Raw genomic sequence first — 17,814 nt, 5'->3', positions numbered from 1 at the left:
TCGCCTTACTGAGTGCGGTGGAGAAGCTTGGTAGTAACAGGAGCGGCGACCCCAGCCCCATTTCGGCCGGGTTTGGAGGGGGTGCCGGCTACCCAATCGTCGATCTGCGACATCGATGGCCAGCGGGGGGTGCTCACCTATCGCGGCTACCCCGTAGACCAGCTGGCATCCAGCAGCTCCTTCCTGGAGACGGCCTACCTGCTGATCTGGGGCGAGCTACCCACCGCTGAGCAGCTGCAGGAGTTTGAGCAGGAGGTGCAGATGCACCGCCGGGTCAGCTTCCGCATTCGGGACATGATGAAGTGCTTCCCCTCCGGGGGGCATCCGATGGATGCGCTGCAGAGCAGCGCCGCCTCCCTGGGCCTTTTTTATTCCCGTCGAGCCCTCGACAACCCCGAATACATCGTTTCGGCGGTGGTGCGGCTGATCGCCAAGATCCCCACGATGGTGGCGGCCTTCCAGCTGATCAGAAAGGGTCAAGATCCGATCCAGCCCCGCGACGACCTGGCCTACGCCGCCAATTTTCTCTACATGCTCACGGAGCGGGAGCCCGATCCGCTGGCGGCCCGCATCTTTGACGCTTGTCTAATCCTGCACGCTGAGCACAGCCTCAACGCCAGCACCTTCAGCGCCCGGGTGACGGCCAGCACCCTCACCGACCCCTATGCCGTGGTGGCGTCAGCGGTTGGCACCCTGGCGGGCCCCCTGCACGGCGGTGCCAATGAAGATGTGCTGGAGATGCTCGGCCAGATCGGCAGCCCAGATCAGGTGGCGCCCTGGCTGGATCGGGCGATTGCCGGCAAGCAAAAAATCATGGGTTTTGGCCACCGGGAATACAAGGTCAAGGACCCCCGGGCTGTGATTCTCCAAACTCTGGCGGAGCAGCTCTTTGACCAGTTCGGTCACGATCCGATGTACGACCTAGCCCGCAAGCTGGAGGAGGTCGCGGCCGAGCGCCTGGGGCCTAAGGGGATTTTTCCCAACGTCGACTTCTATTCAGGCCTGGTGTACCGCAAGCTCGGCATCCCTGAAGACCTCTTCACGCCCATTTTTGCTATCGCCCGCACGGCTGGCTGGCTGGCCCATTGGAAGGAGCAGCTGGGGGCTAATCGCATCTACCGGCCCTCCCAGATCTATACCGGCCAGCCCTCCCGTGACTGGCAACCCGTGGGGGCCCGCTAAGTTGACCCCATCTAAGCTGCCGCCATGCTGACCACCACGGCTCCGGGCCTGGATCTAGAGGCCAGTTTTGAGCAGGCCCTGCAGGGCTTCGGCCTGAGTCCTGCCGCCGCCCACCTGTTGTGGCTGCCCCTGCCCATGGTGCTGGTGCTGGTGGCGGCCGTGGTGGGCGTGCTGGTCAACGTCTGGCTGGAGCGCAAGATCTCAGCAGCGGTGCAGCAGCGCATTGGTCCTGAATACGCCGGCGCCCTCGGGGTGCTCCAGCCGATCGCCGACGGCATGAAGCTCGTCTTCAAGGAAGACATCATCCCGGCCCGGGCTGACGGACTGCTGTTCACCCTCGGCCCAGTGCTGGTGCTGATTCCGGTGATCCTCAGCTGGTTGGTGGTGCCCTTCGGCCAGCACCTGCTGATCAGCAACGTCGGCATCGGTATCTTCCTTTGGATCTCGCTGAGCAGCATCCAGCCGATCGGCCTGCTGATGAGCGGCTACGCGTCCAACAACAAGTATTCGCTGCTGGGCGGTCTGCGGGCGGCGGCCCAGTCGATCAGCTACGAGATCCCCCTGGCCCTGGCTGTGCTGGCCGTGGTGATGATGAGCAACTCGCTCAGCACCGTTGACATCGTCAACCAGCAGACCGGAGCTGGCATCCTCAGCTGGAACATCTGGCGTCAGCCGGTGGGCTTCGTGATCTTCTGGATCTGCGCCCTAGCCGAATGTGAGCGCCTGCCCTTTGACCTTCCTGAGGCGGAAGAGGAGCTGGTGGCTGGCTACCAGACCGAGTATTCGGGCATGAAGTTCGCCCTCTTCTATCTCGGCAGCTACATCAACCTGGTGCTCTCGGCCCTGCTGGTGTCGGTGCTTTACCTAGGCGGCTGGGGTTTCCCCATCCCCGTGGAGTGGCTGGCCAGCTGGCTGCACCAGCCCATCGATGCACCATTAGTTCAACTGATCACCGGCTCTGTAGGCATCGTCATGACGGTGCTCAAGGCCTATCTGCTGGTGTTTCTGGCGATCCTGCTGCGCTGGACCACGCCGCGGGTACGCATCGACCAGCTGCTCGATCTGGGCTGGAAATTTTTGCTGCCGATTGCCCTGGTCAACCTGCTGATCACCGCAGCGCTCAAGCTGGCTTTCCCGACTGTGTTTGGCGGCTAACCGCGCCTGAACCCAGCTTTTCTCAAGACCAGCCATCATGGGCTGACCCACTCAGACCGCCTCCCCCCAGAGCCAACTCCATGTTCGGGTTTCTCAAGAAAGTCGGTGACTACACCCGCGATGCGGTGGGTGCGGCCAACTACCTGACCCAGGGTCTGGCGGTGACCTTTGATCACCTGCGGCGCCGGCCGATCACCGTTCAGTACCCCTACGAGAAGCTGATCCCCTCGGAGCGCTATCGGGGCCGCATCCACTACGAATTCGACAAGTGCATCGCCTGTGAGGTGTGTGTGCGGGTCTGCCCGATCAACCTGCCGGTGGTGGATTGGGTGATGAACAAAGCCACCAAGAAAAAGGAGCTGCGCAACTACTCGATTGACTTTGGGGTGTGCATTTTCTGTGGCAACTGTGTGGAGTACTGCCCCACCAACTGCCTGTCGATGACCGAGGAATACGAGCTGGCAGCTTTTGATCGCCACAGCCTCAACTTCGACAACATCGCCCTTGGTCGCCTGCCTACCAGTGTCACCAGCGATCCGGCCGTAGTTCCCCTGCGGGAGTTGGTCTACCTGCCCAAGGGAGTACTAGATCCTCACGATGTGCCAGATACGGCGCCGCGGGTGGGCAAATTGCCCGAGCAGGTGCTCGAATCCCTGCCTAGCGGAGACGCGTCATGACTATCTCCTCCATTGCCCAGCTGATCTGCTTCGTTGCTCTCTCCGCCACCTTGGTGCTGGGAGCCCTCGGGGTGGTGTTGCTGCCCAACATTGTTTATTCGGCCTTCCTGCTGGGCGGAGTATTTCTTTCGGTGGCTGGTCTCTACTTGCTGCTAAACGCCAGTTTCGTGGCAGCGGCCCAGGTGCTCGTCTACGTGGGCGCCGTCAACGTGTTGATCCTGTTCGCGATCATGCTCGTCAATAAAAAGGAAAACCTGGCGGCCATTCCCGGGCTTGGTCTCCGGCGTCTGCTCTCCGGCGCTGTCTGCGGTGGCTTGTTTCTGCTGTTGATTCGGGTGGCCTTCACTACCCCTTGGCCCCTACCTGGCCCAGAACCCGTGGGCGAGGAGGCCACGATTCGCATTGGCGAGCACCTCTTCAGTGACTACCTCCTGCCCTTTGAGCTGGCTTCGGTGCTGCTGCTGATGTCGATGATCGGCGCCATCGTTTTGGCCCGCCGCGATGTGCTCAGTAGCGATGTAATAACAGGAGAGGCAGTCGATCAGGGCCTGATCGAGAAGGAGCGCACCCCCCTGTTGCTGGAAAACGCTCCTCGCTAGCGGGCGTTTCCGCGCCCTCTCAGCCTCACTGCCACCGCCATCACTGCCACCGCCATCATTGCCACGCCATGGAATTCACCATCCCCACCACCATCCCCCTGCAGGCCTACCTGGCCCTGGCGGCGGTGTTGTTTTGCACCGGTGTCTGGGGATTGATCAACAGCCGCAATGCGGTGCGCGTGCTGATGAGCATTGAGCTGATGCTTAATGCCGTCAACATCAACCTGATGGCTTTCTCCAACTATCTCGATGGCCAGCTGATCCGTGGCCAGGTGTTTGCCATCTTTGTGATCACCGTGGCCGCGGCTGAGGCGGCCGTTGGTCTGGCGATACTGCTATCCCTCTACCGCAACCGCGAAACGGTTGATATGGAGCGCTTCAACCTGTTGCGCTGGTAGCCGTCTTTTAGCAATGCGGCTTGAGCGGGTCTGGCTGATTTCTAGGTCTGGTAGCCAGGCGGCCCACCGCCAGGCCAAGCGCTGCGCAGAAGACCTGGCGGCCCAGGGGGTGCACGTGGTGGTGGCCTCCAGTGGCCTGGCCCGCAATCCCTTTCCCGGCTTGCTGGCCACGGAAGCCGAGCTGCCCGATCTAGCCCTGGTGCTGGGGGGCGATGGCACCGTGCTCGGTGCGGCACGCCATCTGGCCCCCCTCGATGTGCCGATCCTCAGTTTCAATGTGGGCGGCCACCTCGGCTTCCTCACCCACGATCGCCGTCTGCTGCGCCTGAGCACCGACGCCCTCAAGAGCGAGGAGCAGAGCCTATGGGATCGGCTGCGTCAAGACCGCTTTGCCTTGGAGCGGCGCATGATGTTGCAGGCCCATATCGACCGGGGAGACGGCGTTGATGGCTCAGAGATCGCCCATCTGGCTCTCAACGACTTCTATTTCCGGCCCTGCCTCGATGAGGTCTCCCCCACCTGTGTGCTGGAGCTGGAGATCGATGGTGAGGTAGTGGATCAATACCGCGGCGACGGCCTGATCTTCGCCACTCCCACCGGCTCCACTGGCTATTCCATGGCTGCAGGTGGGCCGATCCTGCACCCGGGCATCGAAGCGATCGTGGTTAATCCGATCTGCCCAATGAGCCTCTCGAGCCGGGCTGTGGTGGTGCCGCCCAGGGCCCAGCTTTCGGTCTGGCCCCTGGGCGAAACCAGTCGCCGGGTCAAGCTTTGGAAAGATGGTGCCCACGCCACCGTGCTTGAACCCGGCGATCGGGCCTTGGTGGAGCGCAGCCCCCACCCGGCCCTGCAGGTGCTGCTGGAGCAAAGCCCCTCCTACTACCGCACCCTCACCCACAAGTTGCATTGGGCTGGCAGCCTCACCGCCATCGAGCCCTCCCACAACTAACCCCCCTGCTGCCCCCGCCCCAAATCGCCCCATGGCCCTGGAAATTGAACGCCGCTTTCTGGTGCAGGGGCTGGACTGGCGCCGCCATATCTGCTGGCAAGCCCAGCTGCAGCAGGGCTACCTGGTGGCGAGCGCCGATGGCTTCACCGTGCGGGTGCGCCGTGCCAGCGGTGAAGAGGCCGTAGCCGGTGCCTGGCTCACCCTCAAGGCTCGCACCGAGCAGCTTCTTGAAGCCCCGGGCCTGCTGCCGGAGGGATTGGTGCGCCAGGAATTCGAATACGCCATTCCAGAGGCGGATGCTGCTGCCCTGCTGGCGTTAGCGCCCCAGCGCCTTTGCAAAGTGCGCTACGGCCTTGATCTGCCAGGTGGGGAGTGGGTGCTCGACGTCTTTGAGGGTGCGAATGCACCGCTGGTGGTGGCCGAGGTGGAACTGGAGCCGCAGGGGCTGGTGCAAGGTCTGGCCCTCCAGCCGCCCGCCTGGTGCGGGCGTGAGCTAACTGGGCGCCATGAGCTAAGCAATGCGGCCCTGGCCCGCCGGCCCCTGGCTCTCTGGCCAGAAGCGGAGCGCTTGGCCCTGTTCGAGCCTGCAGCTAGCTAAGACTTGCCGGGTTCAATCGAGCAGCAGTTGAAGCCGTCACGGCAGATTTTTCCGTGGTCCATGGCCCAATTCAGCAGAGCTACCCGGTTCTTGGCGCCTGTTTTGGTGAAGACGTTGCTCACGTGGTTGTCCACGGTGCGCTTGCTGATCGTCAGCGATTCGGCGATCTCCTGGTTGGTTAGGCCCTTGGCCACTAATTCAATGATCTCAATTTCTCGCTCCGAAAGCTCATGGCGCACCTGGCCTAGGGAGCCTCCCGTGGCGTGATTGGAATCCATGGGCCCAAGGCGAGCACTTGTCAGCACTGTAGGCAGGGCGCTGTTCCATGATGGTCCCAAGTGGCGCGATTGGTTTGTTGCTTCAACGGGCCCTTGCTAGCGGGCAGCCAGCTCTCACCGCAGAGGTGATGCCACCTAGGGGAGGAGATCCCTCGCGCTCATTGGCGGCCGCAGGGTCCCTGCGGGGCTGGGTCCATGCGGTAAACGTCACTGATGGCAGCCGCGCCGTGATGCGGATGAGCAGCCTGGCCCTATGCCGCCTGCTGCTTGACGCCGGCATCGAGCCGGTGCTGCAGCTGGCCTGCCGCGATCGCAACCGCATTGCCCTGCAGGCCGAATTACTCGGTGCCCATGCCCTGGGCGTGCGCAACCTGCTCTGCCTCACCGGCGATCCCGTGCGGGCCGGCGACCAGCCCGGGGCTCGTCCCGTGAATGAGCTGGAGGCGGTGCGGTTGTTGCAGCTGGTACAGCAGTTCAATGGCGGGCAGGATCCGGTGCAAGGTGAGCTGCCCGATGGACCCACCGACCTATTTGCCGGTGCAGCTGCCGATCCCCAGTCGGCTAGTTGGAGTGGTCTCAAGAGCCGGCTGCTGCGCAAGAAGCAGGCCGGTGCCCGCTTCATTCAAACCCAAATGGTGATGGACGCCGAAGCTCTCAAGCGCTTTGTTGGTGATCTCGCCGCACCGCTTGATCTGCCCGTGCTGGCGGGTGTGTTTCTACTCAAATCGGCCCGCAACGCCGCCTTCATCAACCGGGTGGTGCCCGGGGCCAACATTCCCCAGGCCGTGATCGACCGGCTGGCTGCGGCGCCAGATCCAGCGGCTGAGGGCGTAGTTATCGCCGCGGAACAGGTGGGCTCCTATCTCCAGATTGCCCAGGGGGTACATCTGATGGCCATTAAGGCTGAGGAGCGAATTCCGGCGATCCTGCAGCAGGCTGGCCTGAAGCCCCTAGCGCTGGGCTAGTTGGAGTTGCTCAGGGCCAGATCGGTGCCCAGTAGTTCGGCCATCGCCTTCTGCTGCGGCGATGGCGACAACACATCCTGCCGGCGTACATCGGTGATCAGCCAGTCGAGGGCGGCCTCCTGTAGGTCGAAGTGGTCGCCGTTGCGGTCAACGCAGTAGCGGCCAAACACCAGCTTCTCAACCAGACGCACTCCAGCCCCGATGCGGGAGTAGTCAAAGATGATCGAGTTGTCGATTGTGGCTCCTTCGCAGATGTGGCAATTGGGGCCAATCATCGCCGGGCCAATGATTGTGGCGCCATTTTCAATGCGAGTCATGCCGCCCACATAAATGGGGCCGGTGATATTGATCTGATCCCAGTCAGCAGCCACGTTGAGGCCGGCAAATACCCCTGGCCGCACTTCCTTGCCAGGGATCTGCACCTGACGCACCTGACCCTGCAAAACGCTGCGGATTGCCTGCCAGTAATCCGGAACCTTGCCGATATCAACCCATTCAAACTCCATCGGCAGGGCGTAGAAAGCTGCGCCGGCCTCCACCAGTTTGGGAAATAGGTCGGAGCCGATATCGAAGGGCTGGTTGCTTGGCACAAAGTCGAGCACCTCTGGCTCGAAGATATAAATGCCGGTGTTGATCATGTCGCTGGCGGCCTCATCAACCGCCGGCTTTTCCTGGAAGGAACGCACCCTGCCGTCATCGTCTGTGACGACCACGCCATAACTGCTCACCTGATCCTTGGGAACTCGCTTGGTGATCATGCTGGCCATGGCGCCCTTGGCCTTATGGCGACGCACCGCTTCGCTCAGATCAAGGTCGATCAGGGCATCACCGCAAAGCACCACAAATGTGTCGTCGAAGAAGCGCTGGAAATTCTGGATCTTCTTCAGCCCTCCTGCCGATCCCATCGCGTCGCCGATCAGCTCACCGTCTTCGATGCGGCCTTCAAAGCTATAGGCGATTTCAACACCGAAGCGCTGACCATCGCGGAAGTAGTTCTCGATCTCCTCAGCCAGGTGGGAGACGTTCACCATGATTTCGGTGAACCCGTGCTCCCGCAGCAGCTCCAGCAGAAACTCCATCACGGGTTTCTGCAGGATGGGGATCATCGGCTTGGGGATCGTGTGCGTAATGGGCCGCACCCGTGTTCCCTTGCCAGCAGCCAGGATCATCGCCTTCATGGGCGCCAGCCTAGACCCACCGCTTAAGCCGCCAGCGCCTGCTCCGCCGCACCGAGGGCTGGCACTAGGGGTAGTTGGCGGGTCTCGCCAGGATGGAGCAGGCGCCGCAGGTGCAGAGGGCCAAACAGCCCGCCCTGCTGGTCGAGTTCCACCTTGCCCTGGTGGCAGAGAAACAACAGAGCCCAGAAAACCCCCACCCGGTCCCGGTCCAGCTCGGCGTCCGCAGCCTTGGCTTCCACGTGGGCAGCCCAGTCCTGCACCAGCTCGTTGAAGCCGGCCCAGTCGTGGGCTGGATCCCAGCTAAGTAAAAACTGGCTGAGAGCAGCGGTGGTTTCCGGTAACTTCTCGCGGTGCGCCAGGGCCGCTACCTGCTCAATCGCGGCCCTTTCGCTGTATCGCTTGGGGCGGTGGCGCGGCCGAATCCGACCCTCGTCCGCTTCGAGTCGCTCGGCGATGTCCTCGAGCTGGCGGATCAATTCCCCCAAGGTCACCGGTCGTTGCAGGGGTGGCGGCGCTACGGGCCGGCGCCAGAGGTGCCTTTCCGGTCGCTGAGGCAGGGCCAGGGCGGGGTTTACCAGCCAGCCTTGGCCATCGGCATCGAAATCAAAGCCGATGTCGTCCTGGTCTGGCGCTTCCTGCGCAAAGGTGGCCGCTTCCAGCACCTCGGCTTTGAGGCTCACCAACACCGAGGCCGCCAAAAAGGCCTCACTGGTTTCAGCCAGGTCCTGTTCGTAGCTGCCGCCCCGGCTTGGAGCGTTTGCTACCACCAGGCGGGGCACCTCAATGCGCTGGCGCAGCTGGTCGAGAAAACCATCCACCACGGCGATCACGTCCACATCCCATGGGTCGATTTCGCCCCGCTCTGCCGCATCCTGGAGCAGGCGTATGGCCAATCTTGCGCCTCCTTCAGCCAATCGTGCCCCGAGGCCTCCGCTGAGTCATTGGCAGCACGCTACCGGTGTTGGCCATTTCGTACCAGCACCCCTGCCAAAGCACCACCGCTGGGGTCAGCCAACTGACACGGTCACGGCTTCGTTGGCATCGGGATTGGCGGGAGCCGAGCTTTGCCCGGCCGCTGGCAGCAGCCCCAGCTGGGCATCCACCGTGGCTCGGTAGCGCTGCAGGTCGTTTTCCAGCTCCTGGATGCGCACCTGTTGGGCGGCGAATTCGCCCTGGCTCTGCACCGCTTCCACCTTGCGCAGCACCCCGGTCCACACCGCAAACACCCAGGCAGCGGTGGCGCCGATGCCGCCAACTAGGAGCAGCAGGGCGGCTAGGGGCAGGGTGCCGCTCAGTCCTGGCAGGAAGTGGACCGTGGTGGGTGCTGTGTTCTCCAGGGTGAACATCACCATGGCTAGGCCAAAGCTGAAGATCAGCAGAAAGTTCAGCTGTTTCATCTCAGGAGCGTAATTAGGCCAACCCAGCGGTGAACTCACAGCGGGCTATCTGCACAGTTTTGTTACCCAGGGCGGCGGATCAGGCCGGCAGGGCTGGCGCCGAAAGCAGCGGTTGGCGAATCAGATCGCCCGGCGGCGGCTGAATCACCTTGGCCAGGGCGGTGGTCTCCCGTTGCACAAGGGCTTCGATCGAAGCCCGGTAGGTGTCGGTCATCACCCGGGGGTAGAGGCCGATGCCCACGATCGGCACCAGGAGACAGCTGATCACGTAGATCTCCCTGGGCTCCGCATCCACCAGGTGGGTGTGAGAGGCGAGCTCAGCGTTTTCCTTGCCGAAGAAGATTTCCCGCAGCATCGAGAGCAGGTACACCGGGGTGAGGATCACTCCCACCGCCGCTAGAGCCGCCATCACGATGCGGAAGCTGAGCGAATAGGCCTCGCTGGTCACGAAGCCCGTGAACACCATCAGCTCGGACACGAAGCCGCTCATGCCTGGTAAGGCAAGGGAGGCCAGGGAGCAGATAGTCCACAGCGCAAACATCTTGCGCATTTTCTGGCCAACCCCGCCCATGTCGTCGAGCTGGAGGGTGTGGGTGCGGTCGTAGGTGGCGCCCACAAGGAAGAACAGGCTGGCTCCGATCAGGCCGTGGCTGATCATTTGCAACATGGCGCCACTGGTGCCCAGGGCACTGAAGCTGCCGATGCCGATCAGCACGAAGCCCATGTGGCTGATCGAGCTGTAAGCGATCTTGCGCTTGAGGTTGCGCTGGGCAAACGAGGTGAGAGCTGCGTAGATGATGTTCACCACCCCCAGTACCACCAGCAGCGGCGCAAATTGGGCATGCCCCTCGGGGAGCAGCTGCACGTTGAAGCGCAGCAAGGCGTAGCCCCCCATCTTCAGCAAGATGCCTGCCAGCAGCATGTGCACCGGAGCCGTGGCCTCGCCGTGGGCATCGGGCAGCCAGGTGTGCAGGGGCACGATCGGCAGCTTCACCCCAAAGGCGATCAGCAGGCCTGCGTAGGCGAATAGCTGGAACTTCGTTGAGAAGTCCTTGGCCATCAGGTCCGTGTACTCAAAGCTGGGGGTGCCACCGCCGTAGAAGGCCATCGCCAGGCCCACCACCAAAATGAACAGGGAGCTACCGGCTGTGTAGAGGATGAATTTGGTGGCTGCGTACTGACGCTTTTTGCCGCCCCAGATAGCCAGCAGCAGATACACCGGCAACAGCTCCAGCTCCCAGGCCAGGAAGAACAGCAGCATGTCCTGCACGGCGAACACGGCGATCTGGCCGCCATCCATGAGCAGCAGCAGGAAATAAAAGAGCTTGGGCTTGAAGGTCACCGGCCAGGCCGCCAGAGCCGCCAGGGAGGTGATGAAGCTGGTGAGCAGGATCAGGGGCATCGAGATGCCGTCCGCCCCCAGCGACCAGGCCAACCCCAGGCTGGGTAGCCACTGAACCCGCTCCACCAGCTGCAGTCCTTCGACCGCCGGGTCATAGCCGTTGAGGTAGGCCCCCACGGTGATCAAGAAGGTGATCAGGGTGATGCCAAGGGCATACCAGCGAATCCGCTTGCCGTCGCCGGCATCGGGAATGAAAGGAATTACCAGGGCCGCTGCGATCGGGAAAAGGATCGACGCGCTCAACCATGGGAAGGGCACGAACCAGGCCTCACCGTTTGCTCGGAGTGTAGAAATGCAGTCGGGCCCGGCACTCTGCTGATGGTGGATGTCACACAGAGTTATGCGTCCTGCCCCCTGCTTCGCTGATCCCCTGGCACGCGCTTTGCGCTAACGCCAGGGGATCAGCGAAGCAGCGGCAGGCGTTGTCGCGAGGCAGGGAAGGCTCTGGTGCGGCAGGGTATGCCTGCGGTGTTCGGCTCGCTGGGCTGAGCGGCCGAGGCCGTGTTGCCCGCGTAGCGGGCGTAACGGCCGAACCGATCAGCCCAGCGAGCCGAATAAAACCACTAGGGCGATGACACCGCCAAACACGATCAGGGCATAGAACTGGGCCCGGCCGGTTTCGAAGTATTTGAGACCCTCGCCGCTGCCCAGGGTCACCAGGCCGGTGAGGTTTACGACCCCATCCACAACTTTGGAATCAACCTCCAGCACCTGGCGGGCCAGTTTGCGGCTGCCCTGCACGAACAACTTGTCGTTGATCGCATCGAGATACCACTTGTTGGCCAGGAAGGCATTGAGGGCGGGGAAGCGAGCGGCTACGGCTTTGCCCAGATCGATTTTGTGCAGCGCGTAGGCCAGCACAGCAACGGTTATACCGGCGATGGAGATGCCGACTGAGGCTCCGGCTAGGGGCAGGAATTCACTCCAACTGAAGTGTTCGGCCACCTCGGCCGCCTCCTTGGGGTCGAGCAGGTTGCCAAAGCGGCTGTTCCAGGGGGTGCCCAGCAGGCCTACCAGCACAGAGGGCACGGCCAGTACAGCCAGGGGCATGGCCATCTGCCAGCCGGATTCATGGGGATGGCTGGCGTGGCCATGGTCGTCGCCGTGGCTATCGCCCTGGTCATCAGTGGTTTTGCCTGCTTCAGCCAGCAGCTGGGCCCGCATGGCCTGATCATTGCCGCGAAACTCCCCCTCAAAGGTGAGGAAGTAGAGGCGGAACATATAAAAGGCGGTCATTCCGGCGGTGATGAAGCCAGCCACCCACAGCACGGGGAATGAACCAAACGCCACGCCGAGGATCTCGTCCTTGCTCCAGAAGCCAGCCAGAGGGGGAATGCCGGCGATGGCGACGCAGCCAATCAGGAAGGTGCTGCTGGTGATCGGCATGTGTTTGCGCAGCCCACCCATTAACCGCATGTCCTGGGCGAGCACGGGCTCATGGCCCACCACCTCTTCCATGGCGTGGATCACCGAGCCGGATCCCAAAAACAGCATCGCCTTGAAGAAGGCGTGGGTCACCAGGTGGAACATGCCGGCCACCGGAGCGCCGCAGCCCATGGCCAGCATCATGTAACCCAACTGGGAAACGGTGCTGTAGGCCAGACCCTTCTTGAGATCCATCTGGGTGAGAGCAATCGAGGCTCCCAGCACCAGGGTGATGGTTCCCACGACGGCGATCGTGGCCTGCACAGCCGGGAAGGGTTCGTAAACGGGTTGCAACCGGGCCACCAGGAACACACCGGCGGCCACCATGGTTGCCGCGTGGATCAGGGCGGAAATGGGGGTCGGGCCCTCCATCGCATCCGGCAGCCAGACGTGAAGGGGGAATTGGGCCGATTTCGCCATCGGTCCCATGAACACCAGCAGGCACAGCAGGATCGCCGCCGCGTTGGAAACACTGCCTCCGGCCACGGCCTCCTGCAGCCGGCTGCCAATTTCCTCAAAGCCGAAGCTGCCGGTGGCCCAGAACAGACCCAGGATTCCCAGCAGCAGACCGAAGTCGCCAACCCGGTTCACCACAAAGGCTTTTTGCGCTGCATTGGCGGCGCCATCGCGGTCGTACCAGAAGCCCACGAGCAGGTAGGAGCACATGCCCACCAGCTCCCAGAACACATAAATCTCCAGCAGGTTGGGGCTGATAACCAGGCCCAGCATCGAGCTGCTGAATAGGGCTAGGTAGGTGAAAAAGCGCACATAGCCCTTGTCATGGGCCATGTAGCCATCGGAATAAACCATCACCAGCACGGCGATGGTGGTCACCAACGACAGCATCACGGCGCCGAGGGCGTCCACCCGGAAGCCCATTTGCAGGTTGAAGGTGCCGGCGCTGGCCCAGTTGAACAGCACTTCGGTGGGCGGTGCACCCGCCAGTTGCTGGGCCAAAACGGCGTAGCTCAGAACTGCAGCCGCTCCCACGCAGCTGATCAGTAACCAGGCCACGGGTTTGCGCAGCCGATTGACGGTGCGGTTGAAGCTGATCAGCCCCAGCCCGGTAATACAAGCCCCTACCAGGGGCAGCACCGGAATCAACCAGGCGAGTTCGGCGGCTGACGGCATGCGCTGCAAGCTGGTTGGCGCAAGTGTAGGCAGCCAAACAGGTGCATATCCAGGCCTGTGCGGGCTCGCCCATGGGCGGGGGCTTCGCGGCGAGCCGTACTCAGCCCAGCAGGTGGGCCAAGCCTGTGCGAGCGAAGCTCGTTGCGCCGAGGCCGATGAAGCGATGGGCCCACCAAAACACCCCTACGGCAATGGCAATGCCCAGCTGGGCTGGCCGTAGAAATTCGCTGGGAACCAGCTGCTGGCGGCCGGTCAATATCGCCCTAAAGGGAAGGATCGAGGTGCTAGCCCTCAGCTCCTCAAAGGCGCTACCGAAGCGCTTGGCCAGGCGCCGGTCGCCGTTCCAGATAGCGAAGAGATGGTGGGCGATCAGGCCGGCGCAGGTGGCCACCATGAAGCTGCTACCGATCCAGAGCAGGTGGGTGGCGCACCAGAGGACCTGGCCCACCGCCTGGGGATGGCGGCTGATGCGGATGATGCCGGTGGCATAAAGCCGCACCTGGGGCTTCAGCACCGCCGGAATTTCCAGCAGGTTGTAGGTGGCGGGATAAAGAAACAAAAAGCTGATAGCGGTTCCGGCCCACACCACGGGCACGATCCAGGGCTGGTCCTGGAGATTCCAGAGGCGCACCCCGTCGTAGCGATGGGCCAGGAAGTAGCCGATCACCACCACGGCTGAGGGGATGCTCACCGCGGCAAACAGCAGCCGCCAGGCCCGTTCGCCAATTTTTGCTGCGCCCCACACCCGCAGCGAGGCTCCGCCGCTGTGAACTACGGCGAAAGCCAGCAACAGGGCGAGCATTACCCAGCTGCTGTGGTGCGAAGAGCTGGGGGGCACGGGCCGGATGGGGAGTTGTGAAGCTCTCGATTCTCGCTGCCAGGCTTCCCCCTTAGAGTTTTGAACTCGCCAGCTGGCAGGCTCCGGCCGATCCAGGCAACCCAATGGCAGACCTGCCTTTCACTCTTGATCAGCTCCGCATCCTGCGGGCCATCGCCTCTGAGGGGAGCTTCAAGAAGGCCGCAGACAGCCTTTATGTGACCCAGCCGGCGGTGAGCCTGCAGATTCAGAATCTGGAGAAGCAGCTCAGCGTCAGCCTGTTTGATCGGGGCGGGCGCAAGGCCCAGCTCACCGAGGCCGGCCACCTGCTGCTCAGCTACTGCGACCGAATCCTGAGCCAGTGCCAGGAGGCCTGCCGGGCTCTAGAAGACCTGCACAACCTGCGCGGCGGCTCGCTCATCGTTGGCGCCAGCCAGACCACCGGCACTTACTTAATGCCGCGAATGATTGGTCTGTTTCGGCAGAAGTACCCCGAAGTGGCGGTGCAGTTGCAGGTGCACAGCACCCGCCGCACGGGTTGGAGCGTGGCTAACGGCCAGGTGGATCTGGCGATCATCGGCGGCGAGCTTCCAACGGAGCTTTGTGAGCTGCTGCAGGTGGTGCCCTATGCCAGCGATGAGCTGGCCCTGGTGCTGCCGGTGAAGCATCCGCTGGCCCGCCTGCCCGAGCTCACGAAAGACGACCTCTACCGGCTGGGCTTTGTCTGCCTTGATGCCCAGTCGACCACCCGCAAAATGGTCGATCAGCTGCTGGCCCGCTCCGGGCTGGATGTGGGCCGGCTCAAGATCGAGATGGAGCTCAATTCCTTTGAGGCGATCAAAAACGCCGTTCAGTCGGGGCTTGGGGCTGCCTTCCTGCCGGTGGTCTCAATTGAGCGGGAGCTCTCGGCTGGCAGCCTGCATCGCCCCCAAGTGGCCGATCTGCTCGTGCGCCGCCAGCTGAAGCTGATCACCCATCCAGCCCGCTATTGCTCCCGGGCTGCCGATGCCTTCCGCAAGGAGGTTCTGCCCGTGTTTGCCAGCCCCGATAGCCCCCTGCGCCGGCCGTTGCAGCAGCAGGAGGCTCTCACTCAGAACTGATCGGCTTCAGAATTGATCAGCTTCAGGCGTGACTCCCACCGTGTCATCAGCCACGCCCTTGGTAAGGAATTTGTTTTGGCTGGTGTCTGTTTGGTAGACGCAGCGCACGATTGGCTTGTCTTTCACTGAGCCGATGTAGGCGAAGGTGTTCATGCGCTGCTTGCACTGGCGCATCTGTTCGTTGGTTACGGCTCCTTCCTTCTGCAACACGCTCCAGTTTTCCCGCCGAATAACGCAGCCGGCCTTGAGCTCCGGCTGGGTCACGAAGCTGGAGCTGGGGTTCATGGTGGTGTAGAGCTCCACGTCCATCACGAAGGCACTGGCGCCCCACTGGCGGCAGAACTCCGGATCGGGTACCGCCATGTCCAGTTGCTGGCTGCTGGCGATGTTGCCCTGGTCGCCCTGGGTGGTGCTGGAGATGGCGGTGCCGATGCCGATGCCCACCACCAGCACCCCAGCCAGGATCGCCAGGGTGCCCACGTTGAACTGAAAGGGGCCTGTGCCGCCAGGACCACTTCCGCCAGGACCACTGCCACCGGGGCCGCCTTTATTGCCGCCCCCGGCCGGCCGCCTGGGCTCATTGCGGCGACCGCCCCGCTCATAGGCATCATCTGCGTACCGCCCTCCGGGGGGACGACCCTCATCCGGGCGCTCACCGGCGTAGCGATCTGAGCTGTAGCGGGAGCGGCTCACAGGCTTTCGGTGCTGCGGGGCAGGCCCATGGAGTAATTGAGCACCCGGGCATCCGGGTTGTAGCGAAGCTCGCCGGCTTGGAGCAGCTGGCGAATTAGCCCTTCCAGCTCCGAACCGATCTGGCGCAGGTTGTATTCGGTGAGGTCGGCGCCGGCTTGGGCGGCCACCAGCTGGCGGAAGTGGTCTTGCACCTTGGCCAGCACCGGGGCGTCCCAGAGGAACTCGTTATCGGGATCCACATCCATGGTGAGCTGGCTGGGATCAGGCAGCAGGTTGCCGTCCTCCACCCGGGCGGTGAACAGCCGCACATGGCGGGTGGTGGACTTCAGCAAGGTCTCTGCAGGGCGGGATTCGGCAGGGAGTGAGTCAGCGAGGCGAGGGTCAGCCATGGGGAGGGGATTGCGGGCACCCGATGCACCAACTCTAGAAACCCCCCCCCCAGCCGCAGGGGTCAGGCGCCCCCTTTAAGGTTGCATCTGGATTTTTGAAAGTTGGTATGCGCGTCGTCATTGCCGGAGCAGGGCTCGCCGGGCTGTCGTGCGCGAAGTACCTCTGTGATGCCGGCCATACGCCGGTGGTGGTGGAAGCCCGCGATGTGCTGGGCGGCAAGGTGGCGGCCTGGCAGGACGAAGACGGAGACTGGTATGAGACCGGCTTGCACATCTTTTTCGGCGCTTACCGCAACATGCGCCAGCTCTTTAAGGAGCTGGATATCGAAGACCGTCTGCAGTGGAAAAGCCACTCGATGATTTTCAACCAAATGGAGACGCCAGGCACCTACAGCCGCTTTGACTTCCCCGACATCCCCGCCCCCTTCAATGGTTTGGCGGCCATTCTCAGCAACAACGACCTGCTCACCTGGCCCGAGAAGATTGCCTTCGGCATGGGCTTGGTGCCGGCAATTTTGCGCGGCCAGCAGTATGTAGAGGAATGCGATAAGTATTCCTGGACCGAGTGGCTGAGGCTGCACAACATTCCCGAGCGGGTAAATGACGAGGTGTTCATCGCCATGGCCAAGGCGCTGAACTTCATCGATCCCGATGAAATTTCCAGCACGGTGGTGCTCACCGCCCTAAATCGCTTCCTGCAGGAGGGTGATGGCTCCAAGATGGCCTTCCTTGATGGCAACCCACCGCAGCGCTTGTGCCAGCCGATCGTCGATTACGTCGAAGCCCGTGGCGGGGAAGTTCACCTGAATTCCCCGTTGCGCCAGATCGAGCTCAATGCCGATGGCACGGTGAAGGCTTTCCAGATTGGTGGCATCAAGGGCCAGGAGCCCCGCACGCTTACGGCTGACGCCTACGTGAGTGCCATGCCGGTAGATCCCTTCAAGCTGCTGCTGCCTGAGGCTTGGAAGGAGATTCCCTATTTCAAGAAGCTCGACGGCCTCAATGGGGTGCCGGTGATCAATATTCACCTCTGGTTTGATCGCAAGCTCACCGATATTGACCACCTGCTGTTCAGCCGGAGCCCGCTGCTGAGCGTCTATGCAGACATGAGCAATACTTGTAAGGAATACGAGGATCCGGAGCGCTCGATGCTCGAGCTGGTTTTTGCCCCAGCCAAAGACTGGATTGGTCGCTCTGACGAGGACATCGTGGCCGCCACGATGGAGGAGCTCAAGCGCCTATTCCCGATGCACTTCACCGGCAACGACCAGGCCACTCTGCGCAAGTCGATCGTGGTCAAAACACCGCTGTCGGTTTACAAAACCGTGCCTGGCTGCCAGCAGCTGCGGCCCGATCAAGCCTCGCCGATCCCCAACTTCTTCTTGGCCGGCTGCTACACCATGCAGCGCTACCTGGCCTCAATGGAGGGGGCGGTGCTTAGCGGTAAGCAGTGTGCCCAAGCGATTGGTACGGCGGTCTAG

The 17,814-nt window shown here is 62.6% G+C and carries 19 protein-coding genes; 10 read left to right on the top strand and 9 right to left on the bottom strand.

Annotation, left to right across the window (positions count from 1 at the left end; genetic code table 11):
* Positions 1-12: 12 nt before the first annotated feature.
* From KBY99_RS10905 to KBY99_RS10875, 7 genes are all read left to right on the top strand, one after another.
* Entirely contained in the window at positions 13-1,182 is a 1,170-nt protein-coding gene (locus KBY99_RS10905; protein ID WP_254999033.1) for a citrate synthase, read from the top strand.
* A gap of 24 nt (positions 1,183-1,206) precedes the next feature.
* The gene (gene nuoH / locus KBY99_RS10900; protein WP_254999032.1) at positions 1,207-2,337 is read left to right on the top strand and encodes an NADH-quinone oxidoreductase subunit NuoH; all 1,131 of its coding nucleotides are present in this window, start codon (positions 1,207-1,209) and stop codon (positions 2,335-2,337) included.
* A gap of 80 nt (positions 2,338-2,417) precedes the next feature.
* Positions 2,418-3,014, top strand: coding sequence for an NAD(P)H-quinone oxidoreductase subunit I (ndhI, locus tag KBY99_RS10895; RefSeq protein ID WP_106632670.1), 597 nt, complete (start codon positions 2,418-2,420; stop codon positions 3,012-3,014).
* Positions 3,011-3,613, top strand: a complete 603-nt coding sequence (locus KBY99_RS10890) for an NADH-quinone oxidoreductase subunit J (protein ID WP_254999031.1) — start codon at positions 3,011-3,013, stop codon at positions 3,611-3,613. Before ndhI ends, KBY99_RS10890 begins: the two co-directional genes overlap by 4 nt.
* Positions 3,614-3,681: 68 nt before the next feature.
* On the top strand, positions 3,682-4,011 hold the full coding sequence (nuoK, locus tag KBY99_RS10885) for an NADH-quinone oxidoreductase subunit NuoK (protein ID WP_106632668.1): 330 nt from the start codon (positions 3,682-3,684) through the stop codon (positions 4,009-4,011).
* A gap of 13 nt (positions 4,012-4,024) precedes the next feature.
* Entirely contained in the window at positions 4,025-4,960 is a 936-nt protein-coding gene (locus KBY99_RS10880) for an NAD(+) kinase (protein WP_254999030.1), read from the top strand.
* Between the two features lie 31 nt (positions 4,961-4,991).
* The gene (locus KBY99_RS10875) at positions 4,992-5,558 is read left to right on the top strand and encodes an adenylate cyclase (protein WP_254999029.1); all 567 of its coding nucleotides are present in this window, start codon (positions 4,992-4,994) and stop codon (positions 5,556-5,558) included.
* Here the strand turns inward: KBY99_RS10875 and KBY99_RS10870 are convergent.
* A complete protein-coding gene (locus KBY99_RS10870) occupies positions 5,555-5,836 on the bottom strand; it encodes a helix-turn-helix domain-containing protein (protein WP_106632665.1) in 282 nt (93 codons plus the stop codon). The genes KBY99_RS10875 and KBY99_RS10870 overlap by 4 nt on opposite strands.
* A 50-nt stretch (positions 5,837-5,886) precedes the next feature.
* Here KBY99_RS10870 and KBY99_RS10865 point away from each other — a divergent pair, with 50 nt between their 5' ends.
* Entirely contained in the window at positions 5,887-6,801 is a 915-nt protein-coding gene (locus tag KBY99_RS10865) for a methylenetetrahydrofolate reductase (protein ID WP_254999027.1), read from the top strand.
* Here the strand turns inward: KBY99_RS10865 and KBY99_RS10860 are convergent.
* The 6 genes from KBY99_RS10860 to KBY99_RS10835 form a co-directional block, all read right to left on the bottom strand.
* Entirely contained in the window at positions 6,798-7,979 is a 1,182-nt protein-coding gene (locus KBY99_RS10860; RefSeq protein WP_254999025.1) for an NDP-sugar synthase, read from the bottom strand. The two genes, KBY99_RS10865 and KBY99_RS10860, sit on opposite strands and share 4 nt — an antisense overlap.
* Before the next feature lie 23 nt (positions 7,980-8,002).
* A complete protein-coding gene (locus tag KBY99_RS10855) occupies positions 8,003-8,893 on the bottom strand; it encodes a segregation/condensation protein A (RefSeq protein ID WP_254999024.1) in 891 nt (296 codons plus the stop codon).
* A gap of 93 nt (positions 8,894-8,986) precedes the next feature.
* Positions 8,987-9,376 carry a lipopolysaccharide assembly protein LapA domain-containing protein gene (locus tag KBY99_RS10850; protein WP_254999023.1) on the bottom strand — a complete coding sequence of 130 codons (390 nt, stop codon included), beginning with the start codon at positions 9,374-9,376 and terminating at the stop codon, positions 8,987-8,989.
* Positions 9,377-9,455: 79 nt separating this feature from the next.
* Positions 9,456-11,036 carry an NAD(P)H-quinone oxidoreductase subunit 4 gene (locus KBY99_RS10845; protein ID WP_254999022.1) on the bottom strand — a complete coding sequence of 527 codons (1,581 nt, stop codon included), beginning with the start codon at positions 11,034-11,036 and terminating at the stop codon, positions 9,456-9,458.
* 279 nt (positions 11,037-11,315) lie between these two features.
* On the bottom strand, positions 11,316-13,334 hold the full coding sequence (locus KBY99_RS10840) for an NAD(P)H-quinone oxidoreductase subunit 5 (RefSeq protein WP_254941391.1): 2,019 nt from the start codon (positions 13,332-13,334) through the stop codon (positions 11,316-11,318).
* Between the two features lie 100 nt (positions 13,335-13,434).
* Positions 13,435-14,136: an NnrU family protein gene (locus KBY99_RS10835; protein WP_254999113.1), complete on the bottom strand. Its 702-nt coding sequence runs from the start codon at positions 14,134-14,136 to the stop codon at positions 13,435-13,437.
* 140 nt (positions 14,137-14,276) lie between these two features.
* Here KBY99_RS10835 and KBY99_RS10830 point away from each other — a divergent pair, with 140 nt between their 5' ends.
* Positions 14,277-15,251, top strand: a complete 975-nt coding sequence (locus tag KBY99_RS10830; protein ID WP_254935567.1) for a LysR family transcriptional regulator — start codon at positions 14,277-14,279, stop codon at positions 15,249-15,251.
* 6 nt (positions 15,252-15,257) lie between these two features.
* Here the strand turns inward: KBY99_RS10830 and KBY99_RS10825 are convergent, their stop codons facing one another.
* Both KBY99_RS10825 and KBY99_RS10820 read right to left on the bottom strand, forming a co-directional pair.
* Complete coding sequence (locus KBY99_RS10825) at positions 15,258-15,944, bottom strand: DUF3172 domain-containing protein (protein ID WP_254999020.1); 687 nt, start codon at positions 15,942-15,944, stop codon at positions 15,258-15,260.
* On the bottom strand, positions 15,941-16,333 hold the full coding sequence (locus KBY99_RS10820; RefSeq protein WP_254999018.1) for an NAD(P)H-quinone oxidoreductase subunit M: 393 nt from the start codon (positions 16,331-16,333) through the stop codon (positions 15,941-15,943). The genes KBY99_RS10825 and KBY99_RS10820 overlap by 4 nt, the downstream gene beginning before the upstream one ends.
* 107 nt (positions 16,334-16,440) lie before the next feature.
* Between KBY99_RS10820 and pds the strand changes: the two genes are divergently transcribed.
* Positions 16,441-17,814, top strand: coding sequence for a 15-cis-phytoene desaturase (pds, locus tag KBY99_RS10815; RefSeq protein ID WP_106632657.1), 1,374 nt, complete (start codon positions 16,441-16,443; stop codon positions 17,812-17,814).

Source organism: Cyanobium sp. Maggiore-St4-Cus (assembly GCF_024345615.1).
GTDB classification, from domain to species: Bacteria; Cyanobacteriota; Cyanobacteriia; order PCC-6307; family Cyanobiaceae; genus Cyanobium_A; species Cyanobium_A usitatum.
The sequence above is the reverse complement of the archived record's forward strand: the minus strand, read 5'-3'. Positions and strand labels throughout refer to the sequence as shown.